Here is a 12,520-nt window from a genome sequence, read left to right as displayed (position 1 = left end):
CCACCACGAGGAGAGACATGTCCCGCACCCGTACCGGCCTCCTGGCCGCCCCCGCCGCCGTCGCGGTCCTGGTGCTGCTCGCGGCCTGCTCGAGCGACACCGCCGACGCCGGGTCCACCGGCACCGCGGACGCCGGCGACAGCGCGCAGGCCCAGGCGCCGTCCGGCCAGGGCGGCGGGGGGATGCCCGGCGGCGGCGGCACCTCGGGCGAGATCGCCGCCGTCGCCGACGCCCTCCTGCAGGTGCAGGGCGACGACGGCCAGACGGCGGTCGCCTGGGACAGCACCACGACGATCACCCAGACCGTGACCGCCGCGCTGTCCGACGTCACCGTCGGGTCGTGCGTGGTGGCGTTCACCTCGGGCGACGAGGGCGCGGCGGCGACGTCCGTCGCGATCACCGCGGCGACCGACGACGGCTGCACGGGCGGCTTCGGCGGCGGCTCGGGCGGCGGGTTCCCGACGGACGGCGAGATGCCCAGCGGGATGCCGACCGACCTGCCCGAGGGCGCCGAGATGCCCGACGGGGCGCCCACGGACTTCCCGGGGGGCGGCTCCGGGGGCTCCGGCGGCGGGTTCGGCGGCGCGACCGCCGGGCTCGTCACCGCGGTCGACGGCAGCACGATCACCGTCGAGTCGACGGGGGCGCCCGGCTCGGACGACGCGACGACGACGACCGCCACCGTCACCGTCGACGACGCGACCACGTTCACCAGCACGGTCGCGGCGGACGCCTCGGCCATCGCGGTGGGGCGGTGCGTGACGGCGCAGGGCGAGGCCGACAGCAGCGGCCAGGTCGCCGCGACGAGCCTCACGCTGTCCGACGCGACCGACGACGGCTGTTCGACCGGGTTCGGCGGGCGCGGCGGCTTCCCGGGCGCGTCCGGCTCGACCGGGAGCGAGGGCGACGATGCGTGACAGCCTGAAGCGGCGCGTGGGCCGCCGGGCGGCGGAGGTCGCCCCCGCGGAGACCCTGACGCCCAAGGCCCGGGCCCGGCGCGCGGCGCGGCGCCGGCGGCTCGTCCTGGGCGGGATCGCCTCGGCGGCCGCGCTCAGCATGGTCGGCGGCGGCGTGGCGATCGCCGTCAACGGCTCGAAGGGCAGCGGCTACCGGACGGCGACCGCCGAGCGGGGGACCGTGGAGCAGACGATCGACGCCACCGGCACGGTCGCCTCGGCCAGCCGGTACGACCGGTCCTTCTCCGTCGCGGGCACCGTCGGCGCGGTCGACGTGGCCGTCGGCGACACGGTCACCGCGGGCCAGGTGCTCGCCACGCTCGACACCGCCTCCCTGGAGGACGCCGTCGAGGAGGCCGAGCAGGCCGTGGCCGACGCGCAGCAGCAGCTGGAGGACGACATCGACTCCCAGACCTCGGGCAGCAGCACGAGCGGCAGCACGACCAGCACCGGCGCGTCCTCGGGCGGGACGGGGACGTCGACGACCGGGTCCGGGTCGACCGGGATCGGCTCGACCGGCTCGGCCCCGGACGACGCGGCGACCGGCGGGGACGCGCAGGCCGGCGGGTCGACGGGAGCCGGCGCGACCGACGGCGACGCGTCTGCGGCGGACCCCGCCGTGACGCAGGCGGTCGCCGCCGTGAAGGCCGCCCAGCAGGCGCTGCTCGCGCAGTACCAGGCGGCGCAGGCGGCGCTGGCGGAGGCGTCCACCGCGACTGCGGCCGCGCAGGAGGCGTGCCGGGCGGTGCTCGACGACGACGGCTCGGGTGACGGGTCCGGCGACGGCTCGGGCGACGGGGCCGGCGACGGATCGACGGACGAGCCGACGACCGAACCGACCACCGAGCCGACCGAGGAGCCGACGCAGGACGCGCCGGCCGAGGAGGCTGCGACGGCAGACGCCACCGCGAGCGGCGCCGCCGCGACCACGGGCGCGGTGATCACCGGCGCCGCGTCCACCACCAGCACGACCACCGGCGACCTCACCTCGTGCCAGGACGCCATCACCGCCGTGCTCGCGGCGCAGACGACCGTGGACGAGGCGCAGACCGGCCTCATGGCCCTGGTGACCGACCTCGACACCGCGGTGACCGCGGCGCAGGACGCGCTGACGTCGGCGGGCTCGGGTGGCACGGGCAAGGCGCCGTCGACGGGCGGCACGACCGGGACGACCGGCGGCACGGCGAGCGGCACCACCGACGGCTCCGCGGCCGCCGACCAGAGCGCCGCGCTGCCGAGCGGCTCGTCGTCCGGCACGGGCCAGTCGTCCTCGGGCGACACCTCCTCGACCACGGGCTCCGTGCCGTCCGGCACCTCGGGCTCGGGCGCCACGGGCTCGGGCGGCTCCGCGGTCGCGACCGCCGCCGACCTGCTCGCCGACCAGGCCGCGATCGACCAGGCCGAGGCGGAGCTCGCCGTCGCGCGGAGCAAGCTGGACCTGGTCGACCTCACCAGCCCGATCGCGGGCACCGTCGCGGCGGTCTCGATCGCCGCGGGCGACGAGGTCGAGGCCTCCTCGACGTCGGCCGTCATCACCGTCATCGGCGACGACGGGTACACCGTGTCCACCACGGTGCCGCTCAGCCAGGTCGACCTGGTCGAGGTCGGCCAGGAGGCCGCCCTCTCGGTGCGCACCAGCGACGAGGACCTGACCGGCACGGTCACGGCCATCGGCATCCTGAACGCGTCCACGACGTCGTCCGACCCGACCTACACCGTGGACATCTCGGTCGACCCGGAGGGCGTCGCGCTCTACAACGGCTCCTCGGCCCAGGTGTCCATCGCGGTCGCCGCGTCCGAGCAGACGCTCACCGTGCCGTCGTCGGCGGTGCACCTGGACGGCTCGACCGCCACGGTGCAGGTGCTCAGCGGCGGGACGGTCGAGTCCGTCGAGGTCGAGCGGGGTGCCGTCGGCGCCGAGCGCACCCAGATCGTGTCCGGCCTGTCGGCGGGCGACGAGGTGGTGCTGGCGGACCTGAGCGAGTCGCTGGTGTCGGACGACTCGGAGTCCAGCGGCGGGCTCTCCGGCCTGGGCGGCAGCACCGACGACTCGTCGTCGGGCCAGGGACAGATGACCTTCCCGGGCGGCTTCAGCGGCGACGTCGGCGGTGGCGGGCTCCCGGCCGGCGGCCCGCCCGGGAGCTGATCCGGGCCCTCGACGGCGCCCGGCCGGTCCCCGCGTCCCCTGCGCGGCACCGGTCGGGCGCCCTGCCTCGTCGTGTGACCCAGATCACCTGCAGGCACGTCGTGCCTCGGCTAGTCTCGTGGCACAAACACCGACCCCTCTGGGTGCCACCGACCTCCGGTCACCGGCACTGATGGGTCGGTTTTCTTGTGCAGGAGCGTCCGATGAAGTACGCCAAGCCCCACCTGAACTACAACGCGCAGGTCGGCCTGCTGCGTCGGCGTGGGCTGGAGATCGGTGACGAGCGTGCCGCGGTCCGCGCGCTGCGCCGGATCGGCTACTACCGGCTCTCCGCCTACACCTACGTCCTTCGGAGGCCGGCGCCGCAGGGACCGTCGGGACCGCGGCTGCCACCGTCTGACAAGTTCGTCGACGGGGCGACCTTCGAGCAGGCGGTGGCTCTCCATGACTTCGACGACCGCCTGCGGGGCGTGCTCCTGAGCGGGCTCCAGCGGATCGAGGTCGCCCTGCGCGTGCAGGTCGGTTACCAGCTGGGCAAGACCGACCCGCACGGCCACCTGGACGCGGCGCACCTGGACGGGGCACGGTGCCGAGAGGTCGCCCACGTGAGGGGCGCGGGCCCCCGGAGGACGCTGCACGAGGAGTGGTTGCGTCGCTTCCACGCCTTGCTGGACGACGCGAGGACCGAAGAGTTCGTCCGCCACTTCGTCTGGAAGTACGAGGGCCGGCTCCCGATCTGGGCGGCCACGGAGATCATGACCTTCGGGTGCTTGACGGGCCTGTACAACCTGCTCGGCTCCCGGGACGCGGGGGCGATCGCACGCACTCTCGAGATCAAGAACCGTGATGTCGTGCACGGTTGGCTGCGATCCCTGAACGTCCTGCGCAACCACTGCGCTCACAACGCGCGCGTGTGGAACCGCGCGACGGTGTACCCACCGCGCATCCCGGCGACGACCCAGACGCACCTTCGGCTCCACCACCTCCGCCACACGGACAACAACCGCGTGTACGTGCTCGCCGCGATCATCGGGCACATGCTCATCTGCTTGGACCCGACGACGAACTGGCCGCGGCAGCTGGCGACGGTCGTCAAGAAGTTCCCTGTTGTCCCGGGCCTCGATCCCCATTCGTCGATGGGGTTTCCCGAGGGCTGGCAGGGGATGGAGCTCTGGACCTACGAACCGGCTTGACCGAGGGGACCCGGCCGGGCGCCTTTCTGCCACGCTGGACCCGCCGACGCCCGCCCGCGGCCCGGCAGGGGAGGGGTCCGCATGCCGCTGCGGTCGGTGCTGCTGTTCGCGCTCGCCGCGCTGCTGGAGATCGGCGGCGCGTGGCTGGTCTGGCAGGGCGTGCGCGAGCACAGGGGCTGGGTGTGGATCGGCGCGGGCGTGATCGCGCTCGGGCTGTACGGGTTCGTCGCGACCCTGCAGCCGGACGCGCACTTCGGCCGGATCCTCGCGGCGTACGGCGGCGTGTTCGTCGCCGGCTCGCTCGCGTGGGGGATGGTGGCCGACGGCTTCCGGCCCGACCGCTGGGACGTGCTCGGCGCGCTGCTGTGCCTCGCCGGGGTCGCGGTCATCATGTACGCGCCGCGGCCGGCCTGAGCGGCCGGGCCGACCGCCACCGGGGCTAGGCTCGCCGCCAGCCCCACCCGCACGACCACCACCGGAGGACACCCGATGACGCAGACCACGGCACGACCGCACGCGGCGGTCCTCGGCGGCGGCGTCATGGGCGAGGCCCTGGTCACGGCTCTGCTCGCGGCCGGCTGGACCGCCGACGACGTCGACGTCACCGAGCGCAGCGCCGCCCGGGCCATGGAGCTGTCGAGCAGGTACGGGGTGCGCGCGGCCGACCCGAACGCCAAGGCGGTCAAGGGTGCCGGGCTGGTGCTGATCGCGGTCAAGCCGCAGGTCGTGCCGGACGTGCTGGCGGAGATCGCCCCGACGCTGCGACCCGGCACCCTGGTCGTCTCGGTCGCCGCCGGCATCCCCGTCGCGGTGTACGAGGCGGCGCTGCCCGAGGGCACGCCGGTCGTCCGGGTCATGCCGAACACCCCGGCGCTGGTCGGCAAGGGCGCCAGCGCGATCGCCCCCGGCACGCACGCCACCGACGAGCACCTCGACCTCGCGGAGCGCGCGCTCGCCGCGACCGGGCTCGTCGTCCGGGTGGCCGAGAAGGACCTGGACGCCGTGACCGCGATCTCCGGCTCGGGCCCGGCGTACGCGTTCTACCTCATCGACGCGATGGCGGAGGCCGGCGTCCTGCTCGGGCTGACGCGCGACCTCTCCACCCGGCTCGCCGTCGCGACCGTCGAGGGCTCGGCCGCCCTGGCCGCGCAGACCGGCGACCACCCGGTCGTGCTGCGCGAGCGGGTCTCGTCGCCCGGCGGGACGACCGTGGCGGGCGTGGCGCAGCTCGACGCGCACGGCGTCCGGGCCGGTGTCGTCGCGGCGGCGCGCGCGGCGCACGACCGGTCGCGTGAGCTCGGCGCGGCGGCGGCCCCGGCGCCCCGCGGGGACCGGTAGGCCCGCCGTGACCGGCACGCCCGGCGTCCCCGCCGTGCGGCGACCGCCCGCGATGAGCGACGTCGCCGCGCTGGCCGGGGTGTCGCACCAGACGGTGTCGCGCGTGCTGAACGACCACCCGAGCGTCCGGCCCGAGACCCGCGACCGCGTGCTCGCGGCGATCGCCGAGCTCGGCTACCGCCGGAACAGCGCGGCCCGGGCGCTCGTCACCCGGCGGTCCGGGGCGCTCGGAGTCGTCACCACGTCGTCGGTGCACCACGGCCCGACGAGCACGCTCATCGGCCTGGAGAGCGCGGCGCGCGAGGTCGGCTACTACGTGAGCGTCGCGGCGATCGACACGTTCGACGCGGGCACCATGCGCGGGGCGCTCGACCACTTCCTCGACCAGGCCGTCGAGGGCATCGCGATCATCGCGCCCCAGGTCGACGTGGCCGAGGCGGTCGCGGCGTTCGACGTGCCGGTGCCGGTCGTGTCGGTGACCTCGGGCGAGCCGGTGCCCGGGCCCGCGCACGTCGTGGCGGTCGGCGTCGACCAGCGCGAGGGCGCCCGGGCCGCGACCCGGCACCTCGTCGAGCTGGGCCACCGCGAGGTCGTGCACCTGGCCGGGCCGCAGGACTGGTTCGACGCGCAGGAGCGGCTCGCGGGCTGGCGGGAGGCGTGCGCGGCCGCGGGCGTCGGGGCGCCGGAGCCGGTCGAGGTCGACTGGTCCGCCGAGTCCGGGTACCGCGAGGGGCTGCGGCTGGCCGACGCCGGCGCGCCGACGGCTGTGTTCGCCGCCAACGACCAGCTCGCCCTGGGCCTGCTGCGGGCGTTCTGGGAGCGCGGTCTGCGGGTGCCGCAGGACGTGTCGGTGGTCGGCTTCGACGACGAGGCCGGCGCCGCGTACTTCGTGCCGCCGCTGACGACCGTCCGGCAGGACTTCCCGGCGCTCGGCCGCAGCGCGATCCGCGCCCTGGTCGCCGCCCTCGCGGGCGACCCCCCGCCCCGCACCCTCCTCCCGGCGACCCTGGTCCCGCGCGCGAGCACCGCGCCCCCGGCCGCGCGCTGAACCTGCCCGTGGCACCCGCGCGCTGGGCGTCCCGCCCTCGCCACGCGTGCGTCGAGTCTCCACTTCGCGTCTCTGCACGCCCTGTGTCGCACAGGCCGAGAACGGAGACTCGGCGAGGTCAGGCCTTCGCGGGAGCGAGCGCACGGGCGCGTCAGCAGGGCGGTTGGCGCGCGGGCGTGTGAGCGCTAACATCGGCGGCAGGACGCGGCGCTCAGCCGCGTGCGGGAACATCGCAGGCGAGCGGGCAGTGCTGCCCGAACGGCGAGGACGGAGCACGCAATGGCGCAGGACCACGACGACGCACGCCGCGACGAGATCGCCGCCGCGATCACGGACGGCCGGACCTCGCTGGGCATCGAGCTCGGCTCGACCCGGATCAAGGCCTGCCTGATCGGCCCGGACCACGCGCCGGTCGCCACGGGCAGCCACGAGTGGGAGAACCAGCTCGTCGACGGGGTGTGGACCTACTCCCTCGACGCCGTGTGGGCCGGCCTCCAGGAGTCGATCGCCACGCTGCTGGCCGACGTCGAGCAGCGGTACGGCGTCCGCCCGACGACGTTCGGCGCGCTCGGCGTCTCGGCGATGATGCACGGCTACCTGCCGTTCGACGCCGACGGCGAGCTGCTGGTGCCGTTCCGCACCTGGCGCAACACCTCGACCGGCCGGGCCGCCGCCGAGCTCACCGACAAGCTCGGCTTCAACATCCCGCTGCGCTGGTCGATCGCCCACCTCTACCAGGCGATCCTCGACCACGAGCCGCACGTCCCGCAGATCGACTTCACCACGACGCTGGCCGGCTACGTGCACTGGAAGCTCACCGGCCGCAAGGTGCTCGGCGTCGGCGACGCGTCCGGCATGTTCCCGATCGACCCGGCCACCCGCGGCTACGACGCGACGATGCTGGCCCAGGTCGACGAGATCGTCGCGACCCGTCGCCCCGGCCTGAAGGTCGAGGCGCTGCTGCCCGAGGTGCTGCCCGCGGGCGCCGACGCCGGCCGGCTCACGGAGGAGGGCGCCGCGCTGCTCGACCCGACCGGCACGCTGCGGGCCGGCATCCCGCTGTGCCCGCCCGAGGGCGACGCCGGCACCGGCATGGTGGCGACCAACTCGGTCGCCCCGCGCACCGGCAACGTCAGCGCCGGCACGTCGATCTTCGCGATGGTCGTGCTGGAGAAGCCGCTGGAGCGGGTGCACCACGAGCTCGACGTCGTGACCACCCCGGCCGGCGACCTGGTCGCGATGGTGCACTGCAACAACGGCGCCTCGGAGCTCAACGCCTGGGCCGGCCTGTTCGGCGAGTTCGCCACCGCGCTCGGCGCGCCCGCCGCGGCCGACGACGTGTTCGGCGCGCTGTTCCGCGCGGCGCTCGAGGGCGACGCGGACGGCGGCGGCCTGCTGGCATACAACTACCTCTCCGGCGAGCCCATCACCGGCCTCGACGCCGGCCGCCCCCTCGTGGTGCGCACCCCCGACAGCCGGCTGACGCTCGCGAACTTCATGCGGACGCAGCTGTACTCGGCGTTCGGCACGCTGAGCCTCGGCATGCACGTCCTGCAGGGCGAGGGCGTCGCCATCGACGCGATGCTCGCGCACGGCGGGATGTTCCGGACCGCGGGCGTCGCGCAGCGCCTGCTGGCGGCGGCGATCGACGCCCCCGTCGCGGTCGGCGAGACCGCGGCCGAGGGCGGCGCCTGGGGCATCGCGGTGCTCGCGGCGTACCTCGACGCCGCGGCCGAGCAGGACCTGCCGACCTACCTGACCGAGCGCGTGTTCGCCGGTGCGGACGTCGACACCGTGGCGCCGGACCCGGCGGACGTCGCCGGCTACGAGCAGTTCCTGGACCGCTACCGCGCCGGCCTGGCCGTCGAGCGCGCGGCGACCGAGTCCCTCTGACCACCCACTCCCGAGGAGGAGACCCCATGACCCGGACCCTCGCCGACTACCCGGCCGAGGTGCAGGAGGCGGTCGCGCGCACCCGCGAGGTCGTCGCGACGCTGCACGCCGAGCTGCCCCGCTGGGAGCTCGTCGTCTGGACCGCGGGCAACGTGTCCCAGCGCGTCCAGGTCGACCCGGCCGGCCCGTCGGCCGCCGACCTGCTCGTCATCAAGCCGTCCGGCGTGACCTACGACGAGCTCACCCCCGAGTCGATGGTCGTGTGCGACCTCGACGGGAACCTGGTCGACGGCACCCGCAGCCCGTCCTCGGACACCGCGGCGCACGCCTACGTCTACACGCACATGCCCGAGATCGGCGGCGTCGTGCACACGCACTCGACCTACGCGACGGCCTGGGCCGCCCGCGCCGAGCCGGTGCCGTGCGTGCTGACGATGATGGCCGACGAGTTCGGCGGGGACATCCCGATCGGCCCGTTCGCGCTCATCGGCGACGACTCGATCGGCCGCGGCATCGTCGAGACGCTGCGGGAGTCGCGCAGCCCGGCGGTGCTCATGCGCAACCACGGCCCCTTCACGATCGGGAAGGACGCCAAGGCCGCGGTCAAGGCCGCCGTCATGGTCGAGGAGGTCGCGCGCACCGTGCACATCTCCCGCCAGCTCGGGGAGCCCACCCGCATCCCGCAGGACCAGGTCGACTCGCTGTACGCGCGGTACCAGAACGTCTACGGCCAGGGCACCGCCGCTCCGGCCGCTGAGCCCACCACGAAGGAGCAGGACGCATGAGCAAGCCCTACGCCGACCGCGAGGTCTGGTTCTTCACCGGCAGCCAGGACCTCTACGGCGAGGACACCCTGCGCCAGGTCGCCGAGCAGTCCCAGGAGGTCGCCCGCACCCTCGACGAGGCCGCCGACGTGCCGGTCCGCATCGTGTGGAAGCCGGTGCTCAAGGACTCCGTGTCGATCCGCCGGGCGATGCTCGACGCGAACTCCGACGACCGCGTCCTGGGCGTCATCACCTGGATGCACACGTTCAGCCCGGCCAAGATGTGGATCGCCGGCCTGGACCAGCTGCGCAAGCCGCTGCTGCACCTGCACACGCAGGCGAACGTCGAGCTGCCCTGGGACAGCATCGACATGGACTTCATGAACCTCAACCAGGCCGCGCACGGCGACCGCGAGTACGCGTACATCGCCTCCCGGCTCGGCGTCGCGCGCACGACCGTCGTCGGCCACGCGTCGAACCCGGCGGTGGCGAAGCGGGTCGGCACCTGGGCGCGCGCCGCCGCGGGCTGGGCCGCCACGCACGAGCTGAAGCTCGTCCGGTTCGGCGACAACATGCGCAACGTCGCGGTCACCGAGGGCGACAAGACCGAGGCCGAGCTGCGGTTCGGCGTCTCGGTCAACACCTGGGGCGTGAACGAGCTCGTCGCCGCCGTGGAGGCCGTGGCGGACGCCGACGTCGACGCGCTGGTCGCGGAGTACGAGGAGCTCTACGACGTGGTGCCCGAGCTGCGCCGCGACGGCGACCGCCACGAGTCGCTGCGCTACGCGGCCCGCCAGGAGATCGCGCTGGAGGCCTTCCTGACCGAGGTGGGCGCCCAGGCGTTCACCACGAACTTCGAGGACCTCGGCGCCCTGCGCCAGCTCCCGGGCCTCGCCGTCCAGCGCCTGATGTCGAAGGGCTACGGGTTCGGCGCCGAGGGCGACTGGAAGACCGCCGTCCTGGTGCGCGCGGCCAAGGTGATGGGCGAGGGCCTGCCCGGCGGCGCCTCGCTCATGGAGGACTACACCTACGACCTGACCCCGGGCGCCGAGAAGATCCTCGGCGCGCACATGCTCGAGGTCTGCCCCTCCCTGACCACGTCGAAGCCGAAGGTGGAGATCCACCCGCTCGGCATCGGCGGCAAGGAGGACCCGGTCCGCATGGTGTTCGACGCCGACCCGGGCGAGGCCGTGGTCGTGTCGCTGGCCGACATGCGGGACCGGTTCCGGATGACCGCGAACGTCGTGGACGTCGTGCCCCCGACCCAGGAGCTGCCGAACCTGCCGGTCGCCCGCGCGGTCTGGGAGCCCCGTCCGGACTTCGCCACGTCGGCCGAGGCCTGGCTGACGGCCGGCGGCGCGCACCACACGGTCATGTCGACCGCGGCGGGCGTCGAGGCGTTCGAGATCTACGCCGACATCGCCGGCACCGAGCTGCTGGTCATCGACCAGGACACCACCCGCCGCGGCTTCCGCGACCAGGTGCGCTGGAACCAGGTGTACTACCGGATCGCGCAGGGGTTCTGAGCCCCCGCCCTTCCGTCCCGACGGCCCGTCCCCGCTGCTGCGGGGGCGGGCCGTCGTCGTGTGAGCGCTCACCTGGCCATCGCCCGTTCGGCCGTCTGACTTCGGTGAACGAATCCAAGAGCCTGTGCCGAGCGGGTGATCCGGGCGCGCGACCGGCTGCACCGAGGGTGCGAAAAAGTGCGTGTGACCTGCGGCGACGCTGCCGGTCGCCCTCGGGCGTCGGACCGTTACCCATCTGCAACCTGGGCCCCGTTCCTTTGGCTTGACTTCTTGAAGTCAAGGCCGCGAGAGTGTGCACGTGCTCGCCGGTGGCGGGGGAGAACGACCCCGGCACGCGGCGCAGGGCAGGACGGGCGACGGTGCGGAATCCGAGCCCATGACGACGAGGTCAGCAACCCTCTCGAGGAGGAGAAGGACATGAAGAGCATCCGGTTCGTCGCGCTCGGCGGCGTTCTCGCGCTCGGCCTGGCGGCGTGCTCCGGCGGCGGCGCCGGCAGCACCAGCGGCGAGGGCACCGACGCGGACCCCAGCGACCTCACGATCGGCGTCGCGATGCCGACCGAGACCTCGGAGCGCTGGATCGCGGACGGCGACGCCGTCAAGAGCCAGCTCGAGGAGGCCGGCTACACGGTCGACCTGCAGTACGCGGCCGACGACATCCCGACGCAGGCGCAGCAGATCGACCAGATGATCACGAAGGGCGCCGACCTCCTGATCGTCGCCTCGATCGACGGCACCGCGCTGGCCAACCAGCTGCAGGCCGCGGCCGACCAGGGCATCCCGGTCATCGCCTACGACCGCCTGATCCGCGACACCGAGAACGTCGACTTCTACGTCACGTTCGACAACTACAACGTCGGCGTCCAGCAGGCCACCTCGCTGCTCGTCGGCCTGGGCATCCTCGACGCCGAGGGCAACGAGGCCGGCGCGACCGGTCCGTTCAACATCGAGCTGTTCGCCGGCTCGCTGGACGACAACAACGCGCACTTCTTCTTCAAGGGCGCGATGGACACGCTGCAGCCGTACATCGACAACGGCACGCTGGTCGTGAAGTCGGGCCAGACCGAGATCGAGCAGGTCGCCACGCTCCGCTGGCTCCAGGAGACCGCCCAGAAGCGCATGGAGGACCTGCTGACCTCCACGTACTCGGACGGCACCAAGGTCCAGGGCGTGCTCTCGCCCTACGACGGCATCTCCCGCGGCATCATCACCGCGCTGCAGAACGCCGGCTACGGCGACAGCATCGAGGCCGGCCTGCCGATCGTGACCGGCCAGGACGCCGAGATCGCCTCCGTCAAGCTCATCAAGGACGGCGTGCAGTTCTCGACGATCTTCAAGGACACCCGCAAGCTCGCGGAGCAGGCCGTCGTCTCGGCCCAGGCGTTCCTCGAGGGCGACGAGCCCGAGGCGAACAACACCGAGGACTACGACAACGGCGTGAAGGTCGTCCCGTCGTTCCTGCTGGAGTCGGACATCGTCTACGCCGACAACATCCAGTCGCTCCTCATCGACTCGGGCTACTGGACCGAGGAGGAGGTCGCGGCGGGTCAGGCCTCCTGACCCCCGACCCACCGCGTGACCGACGCGGGCCGGCCGGCACGACACGTGCCGGCCGGCCTGCGCGGTGACGAGTTCCATCGCCCGACACGACTGAGG

The 12,520-nt window shown here is 74.0% G+C and carries 10 protein-coding genes; all 10 read left to right on the top strand.

Annotated elements, in window-relative coordinates:
- The first annotated feature begins 17 nt into the window (after positions 1–17).
- The 10 genes from KVT14_RS08010 (at position 18) to chvE (ending at position 12,424) form a co-directional block, all read left to right on the top strand.
- Positions 18–917, top strand: coding sequence for a DUF5666 domain-containing protein (locus KVT14_RS08010; RefSeq protein ID WP_217615164.1), 900 nt, complete (start codon positions 18–20; stop codon positions 915–917).
- The gene (locus KVT14_RS08005) at positions 910–3,102 is read left to right on the top strand and encodes an HlyD family efflux transporter periplasmic adaptor subunit (RefSeq protein WP_217615163.1); all 2,193 of its coding nucleotides are present in this window, start codon (positions 910–912) and stop codon (positions 3,100–3,102) included. Before KVT14_RS08010 ends, KVT14_RS08005 begins: the two co-directional genes overlap by 8 nt.
- Positions 3,103–3,305: 203 nt before the next feature.
- The gene (locus KVT14_RS08000) at positions 3,306–4,295 is read left to right on the top strand and encodes an Abi family protein (RefSeq protein WP_217615162.1); all 990 of its coding nucleotides are present in this window, start codon (positions 3,306–3,308) and stop codon (positions 4,293–4,295) included.
- Between the two features lie 81 nt (positions 4,296–4,376).
- Positions 4,377–4,709 carry a YnfA family protein gene (locus tag KVT14_RS07995; protein ID WP_217615161.1) on the top strand — a complete coding sequence of 111 codons (333 nt, stop codon included), beginning with the start codon at positions 4,377–4,379 and terminating at the stop codon, positions 4,707–4,709.
- 75 nt (positions 4,710–4,784) lie between these two features.
- Positions 4,785–5,633 (top strand): pyrroline-5-carboxylate reductase, encoded by an 849-nt coding sequence (proC, locus tag KVT14_RS07990; protein ID WP_217615160.1) that lies wholly within the window; start codon positions 4,785–4,787, stop codon positions 5,631–5,633.
- A 7-nt stretch (positions 5,634–5,640) separates the two neighbouring features.
- Positions 5,641–6,681: a LacI family DNA-binding transcriptional regulator gene (locus KVT14_RS07985; protein ID WP_308160958.1), complete on the top strand. Its 1,041-nt coding sequence runs from the start codon at positions 5,641–5,643 to the stop codon at positions 6,679–6,681.
- A gap of 279 nt (positions 6,682–6,960) precedes the next feature.
- Positions 6,961–8,574, top strand: coding sequence for a xylulokinase (locus KVT14_RS07980; RefSeq protein WP_217615159.1), 1,614 nt, complete (start codon positions 6,961–6,963; stop codon positions 8,572–8,574).
- Between the two features lie 26 nt (positions 8,575–8,600).
- The gene (locus KVT14_RS07975) at positions 8,601–9,359 is read left to right on the top strand and encodes an L-ribulose-5-phosphate 4-epimerase (protein WP_217615158.1); all 759 of its coding nucleotides are present in this window, start codon (positions 8,601–8,603) and stop codon (positions 9,357–9,359) included.
- A complete protein-coding gene (gene araA, locus KVT14_RS07970; protein ID WP_217615157.1) occupies positions 9,356–10,864 on the top strand; it encodes an L-arabinose isomerase in 1,509 nt (502 codons plus the stop codon). Before KVT14_RS07975 ends, araA begins: the two co-directional genes overlap by 4 nt.
- Before the next feature lie 417 nt (positions 10,865–11,281).
- Positions 11,282–12,424: a multiple monosaccharide ABC transporter substrate-binding protein gene (gene chvE, locus KVT14_RS07965; protein ID WP_217615156.1), complete on the top strand. Its 1,143-nt coding sequence runs from the start codon at positions 11,282–11,284 to the stop codon at positions 12,422–12,424.
- Positions 12,425–12,520: the final 96 nt, after the last annotated feature.

Source organism: Cellulomonas sp. GbtcB1 (genome assembly GCF_019091725.1).
Classification (GTDB): domain Bacteria; phylum Actinomycetota; class Actinomycetes; order Actinomycetales; family Cellulomonadaceae; genus Cellulomonas.
Note: the sequence above shows the minus strand (reverse complement) of the source record. Positions and strands in the feature narration are given on the sequence as shown.